The sequence below is a fragment of the Mesorhizobium sp. WSM4822 genome, assembly GCF_055811155.1.
On sequence record NZ_JBVVQM010000003.1, the window covers coordinates 526,560 to 541,970 of the forward strand.

Consider the following 15,411-nt stretch of genomic DNA (forward strand, 5'->3'; position numbering starts at 1 on the left):
CCTACTTCGCCTGGGCCGTCAGGATCTTGAGGGCGAAGGCGGAGAACACGCCGGCGAAGAGATAGTCGACCACCCGCGTGACGCGCGGGCTGGCCTTCATCGCCGCCGAAAACTTTTCCGCCGCCAGCACCATCGGGACCGTCACCGGGACCGACAGCACGATGAACATCAGCCCAAGGAAAAACAGCTTTCCCGGTGCGTTCGGATCATGCGCGGAGACGAACTGCGGCAGGAAGGTCATGAAGAACAGGATGATCTTCGGGTTGAGCAGATTGACGCCAAGGCCCGCCGCCCAGCTGCGCAGCAGCGAAATCTCGGGGCCTGTCTTCTTCTCCGGCGAAAAGGCCGAGCCCCTGGTGATCGCCTGCCAGGCCAGGAAGACGAGATAGCCCGCGCCGAAGATCTTCAGCACGAAGAAAGCCATCGGCGAGGCGACGATCAGCGCCGAGACACCGACAACCACCAGCGTGGTGTGGATCAGCGTGCCGCACAGCGCGCCGGCCATCGAGGCAAAGCCGGTGGCACGGCCCTGGTTGAGCGTGCGCGAGACGAACAGCGTCATGTCCGGACCCGGCGTGATCGCCAGGATGACCGTGGCGATGGCGAACTGGATCAGCGTGGCGGTGTCTGGAATGAACGACATGAGCGGCCCCAGGGAATTGGGAGGCCTATACAGGATGCGCCATGACGATGCCAGACACAGCAGCCACCCGATGTCGATCCAGAAGGCGTCCGCAAGGCATTCGCTGGACGGCCGGCCGCGGCGTCCTATGCCTGCCTGCTCAGCCGCATCCTCGCCGGCTCCTCCGCGACGAGTTGATCGTTGCGGTGATCGGCGTCCCCGGTGATCTGGTCGATCGGCTTGGGCCGGCCGAGGAAATAGCCTTGCGCCTCGTTGCAGCCTTCGACCTGCAGGATGGTGAGCTGGACATGCGTCTCGACGCCTTCGGCAAGCACCGGAATGTCGAGGCTGCGGCCCAGCGTCAGCACCGCCCGGATGATGGCCTTGGCCTGCGGGCTTCGCTCGACGTCAGCCATGAACGAGCGGTCGAGTTTGATCTTGTCGAAGGGAAACGAGCGCAGCGTATCGAGCGATGAATAACCGGTGCCGAAATCGTCGATCGCGATCGTCACCCCCAGCGCCTTGATCTGGCGCAGGACATGCAGCGTGCGCACCTTGTCGGCGACGATCGTCGATTCGGTCAACTCCAGTTCCAGCCGTTTCGGCGACAGTCCGGTCTCGATCAGGATTTGATGGATGAGCTTGGCGAGATCGGCATGGGCGAACTGTACCGATGACAGATTGACCGCAATCTTGTGGCCATTGCCCCACGAGGCCGCCTGCCGGCACGCGGTCCGCAGCACCCATTCGCCGATCGCCATGATCGAGCCGTTCTCTTCGGCAATCGGGATGAATTCAGCGGGCGGGATCATGCCGTGCACGGGATGGGTCCAGCGCAGCAGCGCCTCGTAGCCGCAGGTGGCGCCGGTCGGGACCGAGGTCTGCACCTGATAGTGCAGCGAAAGCTCGCCGCGGTCGATCGCCTGGCGAAGGTCGGAGGCCAAGGCGCGGCGCGCCCGCGCCGTCTCGTCCATGGCGGATTCGTAGAAGCAGACGGCTCGCGTGACGTCGTTCTTCGCCCGGTACATGGCAAGATCGGCATTGCTGACCAGCCGCTCGCGGTCGGCTCCGTCGCGTGGATAGACCGCGACGCCGATGCTGGCGCCCGCGGCGATCTCGAAATCGTCGAGCCGCAACGGCTCGAACAGCGACTTCTCCAGCCGCGAGACCAGCCCGAGAAGGTCCTTCTGATCCTTGAAGCGCTTGATCGCGGCGAACTCGTCACCGCCGAGCCGGGCGACGAACTCGCCCTCGCCGGTGAGTTTCGCCAGCCTGCGGGCGACGATCTTGAGCGCCTGGTCGCCGGCCGCATGCCCCCTGAGGTCGTTGATCTCCTTGAAGCGGTCGAGATCGATGACGATGACCGCCGTCATTGTGTCCTCGCCCTCGCGTGCCCGGTCGATCTCATGGTCGAGGCGGTCGTTGAAGGAGACCCGGTTGGGAAGGCCGGTAAGGGCGTCGTTGAGGGCGAGATGCTGAAGCCGCTCGAAACTCTCCAGACGGCCACGCTCATCGATCAGATAGCTGGCGAAGCCGGTGGCCGCGACGATCAGGCCCACCACGGCGACGGCGACCGCCATTGCCACCAGAATATCGGGATTGGTGCCTGTGCTGATGAAGGACAGCGGCGTCACCGCCACCGCGGCCATAGCCGTGAAATGCAGGCCGACGATCGCCAGCACCAGCAGCCCGATGGCGAGATAATGCGACCAGCGGTATGGCCGGCGCACGGCATGGCCGACGGCCAAGGCGGAGAACACGGCCGAGATGACCAGTGAGGCCACGACATAGGAGCCGTCCCATTCGACGATGCCGGCAACATGATAAGCCATCATGCCGGTGTAGTGCATGGCCGAAATCGCCAGGCCGACGACGATGCCGCCCCATTCCGGAGCCAGGCGCCGGCTCTTGCCGGATGCGAGGGTGAAGCCCAGCCCGGTGCCGATGATGGCGATGACCAGGGATGCCATGGTCAGGACCGGATCGAAGGTGATCGGCGCGCCGGGCTGGTAGGCCAGCATGGCGATGAAATGGGTGCACCAGATCGACGAGCCGGCGGCGACCGCGGTCAGGAACAGCCAGCCCTTCATCTGCACGCCGGCGGTTTTCCTCGAACGGTCGAAGAGGCCGATCGTCACCCAGCAGCCGGTGACGCACATCAGCGCCGCCAGCAGGACAAGCCACAGATTATGCTCCATGGCGATGCATGATATAACGCGCATCAAGAACGGCCCGAGTCCGAGGACACCCACGACAAAGCAGGCAAGAAGCCGCCCGGAACATGGTCAAGGCGGCTTTGTCGTAAGTGTTAGCGGCACGGCGTGAAAACTTGATTAAGTCCCTCCAGCAAATGCAGCCTTTGATTGCAGCAGATTGTTTTCGCTGCCGGCCGCCCCCGGCCATGCGCTGGACCAGAAGCCGTGCATGCACGCGTGCTTGCTCGCTCTGCCGTTCCTGCTAAAAGGCGCTGCGACAATCCGTGACGCCCAGGCTGGGGCGTCCGCCATCGACGGAGTAGAAATGTCCAAGGCCAAAGACGTCAAAAAAGTCGTGCTTGCCTATTCAGGCGGTCTCGACACATCCATCATCCTGAAATGGCTGCAGACTGAACTCGGCGCCGAAGTCGTGACTTTCACCGCCGATCTCGGCCAGGGCGGCGAACTCGAGCCGGCCCGTCGCAAGGCCGAGATGATGGGCATCAAGGACATCCGCGTCGTCGACGTGCGCGAGGAATTCGTGTCCGACTTCGTCTTCCCGATGTTCCGCGCCAACACCGTCTATGAAGGCACCTATCTGCTTGGCACCTCGATCGCGCGGCCGCTGATCTCCAAGCATCTGGTCGATATAGCGCGGGAAACCGGCGCCGACGCGATCGCGCATGGCGCCACCGGCAAGGGCAACGATCAGGTGCGCTTCGAGCTTTCGGCTTACGCATTGAACCCCGACATCAAGGTCATCGCGCCGTGGCGCGACTGGTCGTTCAAGTCGCGCACCGACCTGATGAATTTCGCCGAGCAGCACCAGATCCCGGTGCCGAAGGACAAGAAGGGCGACGCACCGTTCTCGGTCGACGCCAACCTTTTGCATTCGTCCTCCGAGGGCAAGGTGCTGGAAGACCCGTGGGTGGAGCCGCCCGAATTCGTCCACCAGCGCACCGTTTCGCCGATGGACGCACCTGATACCGTCACCGAGATCGAGATCGAGTTCCTGAAGGGCGATCCGATCGCGCTGAACGGCAAGAAGCTGTCGCCGGCGACCATGCTGGCGGCACTCAACGATCTTGGCCGCGACAATGGCATCGGCCGGCTCGACCTGGTCGAGAACCGCTTCGTCGGCATGAAATCGCGTGGCGTCTACGAAACACCAGGCGGCACGATCCTGATTGCCGCCCACCGCGCCATCGAATCGATCACGCTCGACCGTGGGGCCGCCCATCTCAAGGACGAGTTCATGCCGCGTTACGCTGAGCTGATCTACAACGGCTTCTGGTTCGCGCCCGAACGGCTGATGCTGCAGGCGATGATCGACAAGAGCCAGGAAGAGGTCGAGGGCACGGTGCGCCTCAAGCTCTACAAGGGCAACGTCATGGTCACCGGCCGCAAGTCGAAGAAGACGCTCTATTCGGATGCGCTGGTCACCTTCGAGGACGACCGCGGCGCCTACGACCAGAAGGACGCCGCCGGCTTCATCCGTCTCAATGCGCTGCGGCTGAGGACGCTGGCCGCGCGCAACCGCGCCAAGTAGGGCGGATGCGCGGCTTCGGTCGCTGCCTGGCGCCCCTGGTTGTTCTGGCGACGCCGGCGGCGGGCCAGGAGTTCGACCCCGCCTCTCTCGACCTTCCGGCGCTGATCGAGTGCAGGGCGGACGTTCCGACCTACAACGACTTTGCCCTGTGGCTGTCCAGCGCACCGGGCGCCGTTGAAACGCTTGGCTGGAAGGAGGTTGCCTCGGGCAATCCGTTTCTCAGCCAATACGAACTGCCGGCCAAAATCCGCGTGTTCAACCGCGAGACAGGATCGATCGTGTTTACCGCTGCGGGGCCGATGGCCGTGCTCGACGGCGTTGCCGCGCCGGAGCTTGCCGAAGAACTCAACGTCATGGCCGTTTTTTCCACGCCGCAAAAATTCCTTGGCGAGAAGGTCGTTGTCCACAGCACCGAAGAGTCGGAAGGATTGACCTTCTCCACGGACGTCAAGCTTAACGTCTCGACCGTCGAGTCCCACCCCGGCAAGACCCTGGCCGGCTGCTCCTACACGCTCGAAATCAAATAAAAACCCGGCATTCGCGCCGGGTTTTCGATCAAGTCAGAAATGGCCGGGGCCCTTCTGCCCGGTGCATGGTCCGTCAATCGCCGTCGATCGCCGTGGCGATGCGGGCGATGGCCTGCTGATAGACGCTCGCGGAATTCCAGCCGGCAATCGCGCCCATATTCGCACTCGCGCTCGCGCCCGCCCGCCAGCCATGGCCCTTGAGGAAGTTGGCGGTGGAAGCCAGCGCCGTGCCCTTGTCGCGCAGGTTTCCGCCGCCGACGCCATACTTCAGGACGTTTCCTGGCAGGAACTGCGTGTGTCCGATCTCGCCATGCGCGGCGCCAACCGACGAGGCTGACAGCACCCCGCGATCAACCAGCTTCAGGGCTGCGATGGCATGCGGGTAGAAGAACCCCGGGCGGCGGCAATCATAGGCAAGCGTCAAAATGGCAGAGACGGTGTTCTGGTTGCCCATGGACGAACCGAAGCCGGTTTCCATACCCCAGATGGCGAGCAACACGCCCGGCGACACGCCGTAATTCGCTTCGATCTTGGCGAACAGCGCCGCATTCGACTTTTTCAGCGACCGGCCCTTGGAAATAATCGCCGCGCCGCCGCGCCGCCGCATGAAATCGTCCACCGAGCCGCTGAAAGCCTTGTGAATGCCGCGGTCGACGGAGATCGTCTTGGTCGCGTAGTTTGCCCCGGCCAGAGCGGCCAGCCCCTTGGCGCCTACACCTTCCGACCTGGCCTGCGCGGCAAAATCCTGCTTCCAGGCCTCGAAGCCGGCGCCGGTCTTGCCGCAGCTGGCCGCTGCCTGTGCGCCCGTCGCCAGCGCAAGCACCGCCACCACGGCCGCTGCAAACATCTTTCCCTTGGCAAGAATTGCCATGTTGATCTCCTGGTTGCCTGAATCACGTCCCAATTGCGAACTTGCCAGCGAAACGCGCACTTGTCACTGTCACCGCTGCAATGCTGGCGAATGCCGTGGAATTTGCCTAGGATCAAGTGATTATTGTGGCAAGGGGGCTGCATGCAAGACGTTGATGTCGTCATCATCGGTGCCGGCTCGGCGGGTCTTGCCGCCGCCAGGACCCTGCAGGCCGCGGGGCTTTCCTTCACGCTGCTCGAAGCGATGGACCGAATCGGCGGGCGAGCCTGGACCAGCGACCAGCATTTCGGCGTGCCTTTCGACATCGGCTGCGCCTGGCTGCATGCCGCCGACCGCAATCCCTATTTTCCCGAAGCCCAGGCGGCAGGCTGGACGTTGCATCATCACGACATGAACGTCGATCATCTCTACTACCGCGAGCGCAAGGCGAGCGAAGCGGAAGAAGCCGACATGAAGGCCGCCGACGCAAAGCTGTTCGAACTGCTGGCCAGGCATGAAGTGAAAGACGGAGATGACGATCGTCTTTCGGCGCTTTTGGCAAAAGGCCATGCGCCGCGCGCCGCCGCCACCTTCGCCGGGCCGATGGATTTCGGTGCCGACGAGGACGAAATCTCGATCCTGGACTTCCAGGCCGCGGCCGATCTCGACCCGAACTACTTCAGCAAGGAGGGCCTTGGCGCGCTGGTGGCGCGTTTCGGCGCCGGCGTGCCGGTCGAACTGTCGACGCCGGTGCGCAAGATCCTGTGGGACGTGCCCGGCGTCGCCTGCGTCACCGATCGCGGCACCGTCCGCGCCAAAGCGGTGATCGTAACCGCTTCGCCGGCGGTGCTCGCCTTCGAGGAGATCGCGTTCTCGCCGGCCCTGCCCGACACGCATTTCGGCGCCTTCTTCGACCTGCCGATGGGCATGCTGACCAAATTGCCAGTCGAAATATCGGGCACCAGGCTCGGGCTGCAGCCCTTCGACGACCTGCTGATCGAACGGATGGCCAGGCACGACATCTACTTCCTCTGCTTCCCGTTCGACCTTGACTTGATGGTCGGCTTCGTCGGCGGCGATTTCGCCTGGGAAATGTCGGCGGCCGGCGAGGCGGCCGGCATCGACTTCGTCGTCGACCGGCTGTGTGGCATCTTCGGCGGCGATACGCGCAAGCATGTCGGACGCGCAATGATGACCAATTGGGGCGGCGAGCGCTTCGTGCGCGGCGCCTATGCCGCGGCCCGCCCCGGCCGTTCACTGGCGCGCGCCGCACTCATGCAGCCGGTGGCCGACAAGATCTTCTTCGCCGGCGAGCATCTGGCCGGCTCGCTGGTCCAGACCTGCGGCGGCGCACGGCTGTCGGGCGAGGCGGTGGCAAGGCAGGTTGTCGCCCAGCTTGCGGCCAAATAGCTTCAGGTAATGTGGAACACCGCGCGGCTGTTCGCGTTGGGCACGGGCCGCCGTGAACATTTGTGTCACCTCCGGTGAATTGAGACCAACATGAAACTCTTCGACTGCCCGCATTGCGGCCATCGCATCTATTTCGAGAACGCCCAGTGCCTGAACTGCGGGAACCCCGTGCTCTACGATCCCGAGCACGCCTGTTTTGCGCTGGCGGGCGTCGATGGCGTCTTCCAGTGCACCAACGCCGATGAATGCGCCTGCAACTGGATGGCGGAACCGGGTCACGCTTTTTGCCGCGCTTGCGTGCTGAACCAGCTGATCCCGGATCTCTCCGTCGACGGCAACCGCCGCCGCTGGATCCGTGTCGAAGCGGCGAAGAAGCGCGCCATCTACTCGCTGCTGGCCTTCGGGCTGCCGGTGGCGCCCAAGCAGAACCCGGCCGACGAGATCGGCCTGGCATTCGACTTCCTCGCCGATCCGATCGGCGGCGGCCCCGGCGGCGAGCGGATTCTTACCGGCCACGACAATGGTTTGATCACGCTCAATGTCGCCGAGGCGGATTCGGCCGAGCGCGAGAAGCGGCGCGTCGAGATGGGCGAGAACTACCGCACCTTGCTCGGCCATTTCCGTCACGAGCTCGGGCACTATTACTGGGACCGCCTCATCCGCGACGATCCGCACAGGCTCGAAGCTTTCCGCGCACTGTTCGGCGACGACCGCGCCGATTACGAACAGGCGCTGAAGGCCTATTATGCCAATGGTGCGCCGCCCGACTGGCAGCAAGGCCACATCTCGGCCTATGCGACCTCGCATCCATGGGAGGACTGGGCCGAGACCTGGGCTCATCACCTGCACATCACCGACACGCTGGAAATGGTGCACGCGCTGAACTTTCCGCTCGGCCGGCTGGAGACGGTGGAGGCCAACGACTTGCCGCGCGGCGACACAGGCGGCGGGTTGCAGGCCGCACCCTCGGAGCCGGCGACCGCGCCCGAGCCTTTCGAAAAGATCCTTCCCCGCTGGCTGGTGCTGTCGGAAGCCTCCAATTCGATCAACCGCTGCATGGGCCTGCCCGACCTCTACCCCTTTGTCATTTCGGACGTCACGGCACGGAAATTGGAATTCGTTCACGAACTTCTGACCGATTTGCCTAGAGAACACGGAACAAATCGTGAGTTGGCGCAGGCGCTTTAGCGGGAACGCATGAGCTGCTGCCCCGTTTTCGCTGGCGAGGGACCATGAAAACGGAGAGAAACCATGAAATCCCTGTTGTTTCCTGCGGTAGCCGGAATGCTGACCGTGATGTCAGGCGCCGCGTTTGCCGATACCGCCGTCTCAGCCGTCACCGATCTTAACGTGCGCGCCGGACCCGGCCCGCAATATCCCGTGATCGGCGTGCTCGCCGCCGGCCAGTCGGCAACGCTCAATGGCTGCATCGAAAACAGCAAATGGTGCACCATAGCCGAGGCCGGCGGCCAGGGCTGGGTCTATTCCGACTATGTCACGGCCGATATCGGCGGCAGCCGCGTGGTGCTGACGGAACGGCGCTCCAGCGTTGCTGTCGTCTCGCCGCCGAAGGACATCGGCAACTACTCGACCGATTATACCGGCGCGATCATCGCCAGCGATCCGGTCGTGGATGACTTCCCGCCGCCTCCGGCTGAAATCCGCACCTATGTAGACACGCATCGCCTCGATCCCATCTATCTCGAAGGCGAAGTGGTGACCGGCGCGACCCTGCCCGACACCGTCGAGCTGCGCGAGATTCCGGACTACAATTACCGCTATGTCTATGTGAACGGCCAGCGGGCGCTGATCGATCCGCAGACCCGGCGCATCATGTACGTCGTTCGCTGACGACAATCGGCACAAGCGGCCGCTGCGACTGCAGCGGCCGCCAGCAGGCGGCGCCGCCGCGCGGCGCTCTCCTGCGCCGACTTGCTTGGCCTAGTCCTTTGCGGAAAACCATTCCGATTTTCCCGGCCATCGGTTAGTCAATAGGCGATGACTTTGGCAAGGGAGCCCGCGTGACCATCGATCCGTCCGCCTTCGAGCGTTACAGGCATTCGCCGAACGCCAGGACGACCTTACCGCGCCTGTTGCTCGGAACGGGCATCGTGGTCCTTTTTTGGGCAGCAACCACTGTGGCCGTGCTGGTAGGCGGCACCTATGCCTTCATCGCCTGGCAGGCGACCCCATCATCCGGCATTCAGGGCTTCCTCGCTTCTCCCCTCGGCATCCTCACCGCGCTCGTCTCGTTCGCCGGCATCTGGATCGGCCTGTGGGTCGCGATGCGCTGGGTGCATGGCGAGAAGCTGTCGGCGCTGCTCGGCAACAGCCGACGAGTTTCATGGCCCGACTTCCTCAAAGGGCTGATCGCGGTGCTGATCACGTCGTTCATATCCGAGGTCCTGCTCTATCTGCTGCAGCCGCAGATCGCGCGCGGCCCGATCAGCCTGTCGTCCTGGCTGCTGTTTGCGATCCCGATCGCCGCGCTCACTTTGCTGCAGACATCCTCTGAAGAGGTGCTGTTTCGCGGCTATCTGCTGCGCGGTCTCGCCAGCCGGTTCACGAGCCCGGTAATCTGGGCCCTGCTGCCGGCCCTGCTGTTCACCTCGCTGCATTGGAGCGCGAGTTCGTCGCCAGCCATCAATGCTTGCGTGCTGGCGTCGATCGCCGCTTTCGCGCTGCTGCTGACACTTGTCGTCTACGCAACCGGCAATCTCGGCGCCGCCCTGGGTGCTCATCTCGGCAACAACCTGACCGGGTTTCTCTTGATCTCGCATCAGGAAAGCTACAATTCCTTCGCCCTGTTCAACGCCAGGCCGCTCGAGGGACCGGGCTGGGCGACGTCGGATGCGGTTCTCATCGCCTTCATCGGCATCGCCTGCAGCATGCTGACCATCGTGCTGCTTCTGCATCCGCGTTCGCCGCTCAGGGTTGCCGCCGAGCTTCCGGACCATGCGAGCACCGCCTGATCGCAGGCCGGGATCGACGCAATACGGTCTTTGTCTTGACTCTACGGCCGATTTCCTGTCTACACGCTCGAATTCCGCGACGAGTATCCCTCCGAGCAAGCCGACCAGGACGCCGAAACCTCTTTGAGGTGAAGTGCTGTAAATCGATCCTGGAGGCCAACACCCGGCAGCGCTGAGCGCCCCCGGGTGCTTTTTGGTTTTGGCTTTTGGTTGGACACTGGGCGCGAACGCATTACCTCTCGGGCATCATCCGGGTGCCAGGGAAAAGGAAAACGAATGTTTGAATCGCTACAGGAACGTCTTGGTTCGATCCTGAACGGCCTGACCGGCCGCGGCGCGCTGTCGGAGGCTGATGTCTCGGCGGCGCTGCGCGAGGTGCGCCGTGCGCTGCTCGAAGCGGACGTGGCGCTGGAAGTGGTGCGCTCCTTCACCGACAAGGTGCGCGAGAAGGCCGTCGGCGCTGCCGTGGTCAAGTCGATCAAGCCCGGCCAGATGGTCGTCAAGATCGTCCATGACGAACTGGTCGACATGCTCGGCGCCGAAGGCGTCGCGATCGATCTCAATGCCCCGGCGCCGATCGTCATCATGATGGTCGGCCTGCAGGGTTCCGGCAAGACGACCACTTCGGCCAAGATCGCCAAGCGTCTTTCCGAGCGTCAGAACAAGAAGGTCCTGATGGCCTCGCTCGACACGCGGCGCCCCGCTGCGCAGGAGCAGCTTCGCCAGCTCGGCGAACAGGTCAAGGTCGCCACGCTGCCGATCATCGACGGCCAGTCGCCGGTCGACATCGCCCGCCGCGCCGTGCAGGCGGCCAAGCTCGGCGGCCACGACATCGTCATCCTCGACACCGCCGGCCGCACCCATATCGACGAGCCGCTGATGGTCGAGATGGCCGACATCAAGAAGGTGTCGAGCCCGCACGAAATCCTGTTGGTCGCCGATTCGCTGACCGGCCAGGACGCCGTCAACCTGGCCAAGAGCTTCGACGAGCGCGTCGGCATCACCGGCCTCGTCCTAACCCGCATGGACGGCGATGGCCGTGGCGGTGCGGCTCTTTCGATGCGCGCCGTCACCGGCAAGCCGATCAAGCTGATCGGCACTGGCGAAAAGATGGACGGGCTGGAGGAATTCCACCCAAAGCGCATCGCCGACCGCATCCTCGGCATGGGCGACATTGTCTCGCTCGTCGAAAAGGCCGCCGAGAACATCGACGCCGAACAGGCGGCGGCGATGGCCAAGAAGATGCAGTCGGGCAAGTTCGACCTGAACGATCTCGCCGGTCAGCTTCAGCAGATGTCGAAGATGGGCGGCATGGGCGGCATCATGGGCATGATGCCCGGCATGGGCAAGATGAAGGACCAGATGGCCGCCGCCGGTCTCGACGACAAGATGTTCGGCCGCCAGCTCGCCATCATCTCGTCGATGACCAAGGCCGAGCGCGCCAATCCCGATTTGCTCAAGCATTCGCGCAAGAAGCGCATCGCCGCCGGTTCCGGCACCGACGCGGCCGAAATCAACAAGCTGCTCAAGATGCATCGCGGCATGGCCGACATGATGAAGGCGATGGGCGGCAAGGGCAAAGGCGGCGGCCTGATGCGCGGCATGATGGGCGGCCTCGCCTCCAAGATGGGCCTCGGCGGCATGATGCCCGGCGGTATGGGCGGCATGATGGGCGGCGGCATGCCGGACCTGTCGAAGATGGACCCCAAGCAGCTCGAGGCCTTGCAGAAGCAGGCACAGGCAGCCGGCCTTGGCGGCGGCATGAAAGGCCTTCCCGGCGGCGGTGGCCTGCCCAGCGGCATGCCAGGTCTGCCCGGCGGCATGAAACTCCCCGGGCTTCCCGGCCTCGGCGGTGGCGGGCTGCCCGGCCTTGGCAAGAAGAAGTGAGGACGCCATGAACGAAGAGAAGGACATGGCCGACGCCCGCGCCCTCCTGGCCGATTACCGGGCGTCGATCGACAACATCGACGCAGCCCTCATCCACATGCTGGCCGAGCGCTTCCGCTGCACCAAGGCGGTTGGCGTGCTGAAGGCGACGCATGGCCTGCCGCCGGCCGACCCGGCACGCGAGCAGCAGCAGATCGCCCGGCTTCGCCAGCTGGCGAAGGATGCCCATCTCGACCCGGATTTCGCGGAAAAATTCCTCAACTTCGTCGTCCGCGAAGTGATCCGCCACCACGAACAGATCGCCGCTTCCAACGGCGTGATGAAAGCCGGCTGAGAAACCAGCCACCAACCGACCAACCAAATCAGCCTTTTTAGGAGAAAATAAATGCCCTTGAAGATCCGACTGGCCCGTGCGGGCTCGAAGAAGCGTCCTTACTACCACGTCGTCATTGCCGACGCCCGTTCACCGCGTGACGGCCGGTTCATCGAGTCGATCGGCTCATGGAACCCGCTGCTGCCCAAGGACGGCGAACGCGTCAAGGTCGACGCCGACCGCGTCAAGCATTGGCTGGCGCATGGCGCCCAGCCGACCGACCGCGTGCTGCGCTTCCTCGACGAGGCCGGCCTCGTCAAGCGCGACGCCCGTTCCAACCCGAAGAAGGCCGAGCCGGGCAAGAAGGCGCAGGAACGCGCTGCCCTTCTGAAGAAGGCGCAGGAAGATGCCGCTGCTGCTGTTGCGGCCGCCGCTGCTGCGCCGGCCGAGGCGGAAGCCGCCACCGCCGAATAATTGCTCTATTCGCATCCGGGAAAACGGCGGGCCAAGGCCCGCCGTTTTGCTGTCCGGTTCTGTCTGTAAGAGCTGCCGATCAATAACCGCTCGGGCAGCGGTCGATGTAGACGCGGCCACGACGATCACGGTAGCGGCATTCGCCACGCTCGCTCGCCCGGCCGATCAGCGCGCCGGCAACGGCGCCGACAGCACCACCGACGACGGCGCCTTCAACCGGATCGCCGGCGACCGCCGCACCGACGGCAGCACCACCGAGACCGCCTACGGCCGCGCCTTTTTCCGTTTGCGAACAAGCGGCGAGCGGCACCAGCAGCGCCATCAAAAGCATCATTTTCTTCATCGTCGTTCCTCTCCGATAGGAGCCGCCTCCGCCGCCAGGCGAATCTCTAACTCGCAACTCGGCGATTCGATCCCTGAGACATTGCCCGGCAAGGGGTTCAGGCTTTCAGCGGAAAGCGATGCTTCGATCTGGATCTAACGGCTGAACGGGATCAGCGCGCGGACCCTGGCATCGCGCAGATACAGGCCGCCCCACAGGATAATGCCGAGATAGACGCCGAACAGCATGTGCGAGAACAGCGGGTTGTCGACACGGACATTCGAGGCGATGGCGCCGCCCATATAGGCGGTGAGCAGGATGGCGCCGAGCACCGAGGTGCGCGGCAGCGCATAGAGAGCGGTCGAGATCAGGTCGATGACGCCCAGCATGCGCGCGACATTGGCATCGGCCGGCCAGCCGAGCGGCACCATCGTCTGGGTGACGACATCGAGCGGCGGCAGCTTGATGACGCCATCGAAAATCATGAACAGCACGATGACGCCGCTGAGCGCGCGGCCGGTCCATAAAGCGCCCGGCGAGACGGGCGCGGTTTCGGAAATGCTCATGGTGGTCCCTCTTAGTGGTTCGAGCCCTTTTCACTGGGGTCGACCCAAGGACGCGGCATGGGGCCGCGATCCGACAGAGGCCCGGATTGTTCTAAGCCCGCGCCCCTTCGCCTAGGAAAAATAGAACTTTTCCGCCGGGATCATCTTCGGCGGCGTTTCGCCCAGCGCTTCGAACACCGAGATTTCGCAGACACGGCAGAGGCCGTCGAGTGCAAGGTCGTTGGCCTCGGTGCCGAACGGATCCTCGAGCTCTTCAGACAGCGCATCGAGGCCGAAGAAGGTGTAGGCGATCAACGCCGTGAACAGCGGCGTCGCCCAACCGGTGGTCGAGATCAGGCCGATCGGCAGCAGCAGGCAGACGATGTAGGCCGTGCGATGCACCAGCAGCGTGTAGGCAAAAGGTAACGGCGTACCGGCGATCCGCTCGCAGCCGGCCTGGATGGCGGCGATCGACGCGAGCCTCTCATCGAGGATACGAAAGCCGATCGAGTCGACGTCGCCCGCCCGGCGCTGCGCACTGGCACGCCGGCCCATGCGCCTGACCATCTCATCCGCCGGATTGGAAAAGGCTGCTGCCTTGTCCGCCTCGGCGTCGATGAAGGCACGGGCATCCTTCATGCTGTCGATCTTGCGCAACTGCCCGCGCAGGAAATGACAGAAGGCGAGCGCTTCCATCAGCAAGGCGCGCTGTTCGGTCTGGTCCGGGATGAGGCTGGTGGTGGCGCGGGCCAGGTTGCGCATTTCGAAGACCAGCGCGCCCCACAGCTTGCGCGCCTCCCACCAACGGTCGTAGGCGGCGTTGTTGCGGAACGAGAGATAGATCGACAATGTCACGCCGACCAGGCCGAAAGGCGTGATGTTGAAGATGCTGAAATCAAGCTGGAACCGGCGCGCCACGGCCAGGATGATCGCGGCATAAAGCGCGAAGCCCAATATCTGCGGCAGGATGCGTGGCACGACCGAACCGCGCATGATGAAGAACAGCTGCAGGAATGTGGGGGGCGGGCGAACGATCATCGAAGGCCTCTCACGGGCCGGTATCGGCCCTCAGCTCCTCTATTGTGCGATGCGACAGCTCTGCAAGCCCAGCCGCCAGCGACATCGCCATGTCGTCCTTGCAGCGCTTGGACTATCGGCACGCGCCGGTCGCGGATATTGAAGAGCACGTGGGCTGCGGCCCATTTCTGCAGGCGAGAGAAAACGAATGACCGGCGAGACCGATCTGAAGACACTGCTGGCATCGATGACGCCGGAGCTGCTGGCCGGCACCTATGTCTTCGCCACGCTGGCGCCCGGCGTCGCTCAGCCGGAAGGCCTCGAACCGGTGATGATCTTTCGTGAGCGCGAGGGCGTGACGCTGATCGTAGACGAGGAGAAGGCCATCGCTGCGGCACTGACCGCGTCATTCCGCTGCCGGATGGTCACGCTGAACATCCATTCGTCGCTGGAAGCCGTCGGCTTCCTCGCCGCCATCACCACGCGCCTCGCCGCCGCCGGCATGGGCGTCAATCCCGTCTCGGCCTTCTACCACGACCATCTGTTCGTGCCGGCCGACAGGGCGGAGGAAGCACTGGAGCTGTTGGTTGGGTTGGCGGCTGAGAATCGAAGCTGAGGCTGGTGCTGCCCCTCATCCCCCTGCCGGGATCCTCTCCCCGTGAACGGCAGGGCTATCGCATATGGAATTCCTGAGATGTCTGCCCGGCACGGACCCCCACCCCTAACCC

At 64.1% G+C, this 15,411-nt stretch carries 16 protein-coding genes; 10 read left to right on the top strand and 6 right to left on the bottom strand.

Annotated elements, in window-relative coordinates; all coding sequences use genetic code 11:
* Position 1 precedes the first annotated feature (1 nt).
* The gene (locus AC0L3E_RS10620; RefSeq protein WP_127271180.1) at positions 2-643 is read right to left on the bottom strand and encodes a LysE family translocator; all 642 of its coding nucleotides are present in this window, start codon (positions 641-643) and stop codon (positions 2-4) included.
* 125 nt (positions 644-768) lie between these two features.
* Positions 769-2,844 carry a putative bifunctional diguanylate cyclase/phosphodiesterase gene (locus tag AC0L3E_RS10625; protein ID WP_473604744.1) on the bottom strand — a complete coding sequence of 692 codons (2,076 nt, stop codon included), beginning with the start codon at positions 2,842-2,844 and terminating at the stop codon, positions 769-771.
* A 298-nt stretch (positions 2,845-3,142) separates the two neighbouring features.
* Between AC0L3E_RS10625 and AC0L3E_RS10630 the strand changes: the two genes are divergently transcribed.
* Positions 3,143-4,366, top strand: a complete 1,224-nt coding sequence (locus AC0L3E_RS10630) for an argininosuccinate synthase (RefSeq protein WP_127271182.1) — start codon at positions 3,143-3,145, stop codon at positions 4,364-4,366.
* A 5-nt stretch (positions 4,367-4,371) separates the two neighbouring features.
* Positions 4,372-4,893 (top strand): hypothetical protein, encoded by a 522-nt coding sequence (locus AC0L3E_RS10635; protein ID WP_127273228.1) that lies wholly within the window; start codon positions 4,372-4,374, stop codon positions 4,891-4,893.
* A 73-nt stretch (positions 4,894-4,966) separates the two neighbouring features.
* Here the strand turns inward: AC0L3E_RS10635 and AC0L3E_RS10640 are convergent, their stop codons facing one another.
* Positions 4,967-5,764 carry a lytic murein transglycosylase gene (locus tag AC0L3E_RS10640; RefSeq protein WP_473604745.1) on the bottom strand — a complete coding sequence of 266 codons (798 nt, stop codon included), beginning with the start codon at positions 5,762-5,764 and terminating at the stop codon, positions 4,967-4,969.
* 141 nt (positions 5,765-5,905) lie between these two features.
* Here AC0L3E_RS10640 and AC0L3E_RS10645 point away from each other — a divergent pair, with 141 nt between their 5' ends.
* The 7 genes from AC0L3E_RS10645 to rpsP all read left to right on the top strand — a co-directional run bounded on the left by AC0L3E_RS10645 (position 5,906) and on the right by rpsP (position 12,799).
* Positions 5,906-7,153 (top strand): flavin monoamine oxidase family protein, encoded by a 1,248-nt coding sequence (locus AC0L3E_RS10645; protein WP_127271188.1) that lies wholly within the window; start codon positions 5,906-5,908, stop codon positions 7,151-7,153.
* A 90-nt stretch (positions 7,154-7,243) separates the two neighbouring features.
* Positions 7,244-8,341 carry a zinc-binding metallopeptidase family protein gene (locus AC0L3E_RS10650; RefSeq protein ID WP_473604746.1) on the top strand — a complete coding sequence of 366 codons (1,098 nt, stop codon included), beginning with the start codon at positions 7,244-7,246 and terminating at the stop codon, positions 8,339-8,341.
* A gap of 63 nt (positions 8,342-8,404) precedes the next feature.
* Positions 8,405-9,004, top strand: coding sequence for a DUF1236 domain-containing protein (locus AC0L3E_RS10655; protein ID WP_473604747.1), 600 nt, complete (start codon positions 8,405-8,407; stop codon positions 9,002-9,004).
* A gap of 170 nt (positions 9,005-9,174) precedes the next feature.
* Positions 9,175-10,125: a lysostaphin resistance A-like protein gene (locus AC0L3E_RS10660; RefSeq protein WP_473604748.1), complete on the top strand. Its 951-nt coding sequence runs from the start codon at positions 9,175-9,177 to the stop codon at positions 10,123-10,125.
* Between the two features lie 276 nt (positions 10,126-10,401).
* A complete protein-coding gene (gene ffh / locus AC0L3E_RS10665) occupies positions 10,402-12,012 on the top strand; it encodes a signal recognition particle protein (RefSeq protein WP_128289594.1) in 1,611 nt (536 codons plus the stop codon).
* 7 nt (positions 12,013-12,019) lie between these two features.
* Positions 12,020-12,346: a chorismate mutase gene (locus tag AC0L3E_RS10670; RefSeq protein ID WP_023811329.1), complete on the top strand. Its 327-nt coding sequence runs from the start codon at positions 12,020-12,022 to the stop codon at positions 12,344-12,346.
* Positions 12,347-12,397: 51 nt separating this feature from the next.
* Positions 12,398-12,799: a 30S ribosomal protein S16 gene (gene rpsP, locus AC0L3E_RS10675; protein WP_013528800.1), complete on the top strand. Its 402-nt coding sequence runs from the start codon at positions 12,398-12,400 to the stop codon at positions 12,797-12,799.
* A 79-nt stretch (positions 12,800-12,878) separates the two neighbouring features.
* On the opposite strand, the gene AC0L3E_RS10680 is transcribed toward rpsP, so the two are convergent.
* The 3 genes from AC0L3E_RS10680 to AC0L3E_RS10690 all read right to left on the bottom strand — a co-directional run bounded on the left by AC0L3E_RS10680 (position 12,879) and on the right by AC0L3E_RS10690 (position 14,704).
* Positions 12,879-13,142: a YMGG-like glycine zipper-containing protein gene (locus AC0L3E_RS10680; protein WP_127382303.1), complete on the bottom strand. Its 264-nt coding sequence runs from the start codon at positions 13,140-13,142 to the stop codon at positions 12,879-12,881.
* Between the two features lie 134 nt (positions 13,143-13,276).
* A complete protein-coding gene (locus tag AC0L3E_RS10685; protein WP_473604749.1) occupies positions 13,277-13,687 on the bottom strand; it encodes a DoxX family protein in 411 nt (136 codons plus the stop codon).
* A gap of 111 nt (positions 13,688-13,798) precedes the next feature.
* Positions 13,799-14,704, bottom strand: coding sequence for a bestrophin family protein (locus tag AC0L3E_RS10690; RefSeq protein ID WP_473604751.1), 906 nt, complete (start codon positions 14,702-14,704; stop codon positions 13,799-13,801).
* 187 nt (positions 14,705-14,891) lie between these two features.
* Between AC0L3E_RS10690 and AC0L3E_RS10695 the strand changes: the two genes are divergently transcribed.
* Complete coding sequence (locus AC0L3E_RS10695) at positions 14,892-15,299, top strand: ACT domain-containing protein (RefSeq protein WP_473604752.1); 408 nt, start codon at positions 14,892-14,894, stop codon at positions 15,297-15,299.
* The last annotated feature ends 112 nt before the right edge of the window (positions 15,300-15,411 follow it).

Coding starts and splice junctions, on each gene's coding strand:
- rpsP (WP_013528800.1), top strand. CDS start 12,398: ATGCCCTTGAAGATCCGACTGGCCCGTGCGGGCTCGAAGAAGCGTCCT.
- AC0L3E_RS10670 (WP_023811329.1), top strand. CDS start 12,020: ATGAACGAAGAGAAGGACATGGCCGACGCCCGCGCCCTCCTGGCCGAT.
- ffh (WP_128289594.1), top strand. CDS start 10,402: ATGTTTGAATCGCTACAGGAACGTCTTGGTTCGATCCTGAACGGCCTG.
- AC0L3E_RS10655 (WP_473604747.1), top strand. CDS start 8,405: ATGAAATCCCTGTTGTTTCCTGCGGTAGCCGGAATGCTGACCGTGATG.
- AC0L3E_RS10685 (WP_473604749.1), bottom strand. CDS start 13,687: ATGAGCATTTCCGAAACCGCGCCCGTCTCGCCGGGCGCTTTATGGACC.
- AC0L3E_RS10645 (WP_127271188.1), top strand. CDS start 5,906: ATGCAAGACGTTGATGTCGTCATCATCGGTGCCGGCTCGGCGGGTCTT.
- AC0L3E_RS10620 (WP_127271180.1), bottom strand. CDS start 643: ATGTCGTTCATTCCAGACACCGCCACGCTGATCCAGTTCGCCATCGCC.
- AC0L3E_RS10630 (WP_127271182.1), top strand. CDS start 3,143: ATGTCCAAGGCCAAAGACGTCAAAAAAGTCGTGCTTGCCTATTCAGGC.
- AC0L3E_RS10635 (WP_127273228.1), top strand. CDS start 4,372: ATGCGCGGCTTCGGTCGCTGCCTGGCGCCCCTGGTTGTTCTGGCGACG.
- AC0L3E_RS10695 (WP_473604752.1), top strand. CDS start 14,892: ATGACCGGCGAGACCGATCTGAAGACACTGCTGGCATCGATGACGCCG.
- AC0L3E_RS10680 (WP_127382303.1), bottom strand. CDS start 13,142: ATGAAGAAAATGATGCTTTTGATGGCGCTGCTGGTGCCGCTCGCCGCT.
- AC0L3E_RS10640 (WP_473604745.1), bottom strand. CDS start 5,764: ATGGCAATTCTTGCCAAGGGAAAGATGTTTGCAGCGGCCGTGGTGGCG.
- AC0L3E_RS10625 (WP_473604744.1), bottom strand. CDS start 2,844: ATGCGCGTTATATCATGCATCGCCATGGAGCATAATCTGTGGCTTGTC.
- AC0L3E_RS10690 (WP_473604751.1), bottom strand. CDS start 14,704: ATGATCGTTCGCCCGCCCCCCACATTCCTGCAGCTGTTCTTCATCATG.
- AC0L3E_RS10650 (WP_473604746.1), top strand. CDS start 7,244: ATGAAACTCTTCGACTGCCCGCATTGCGGCCATCGCATCTATTTCGAG.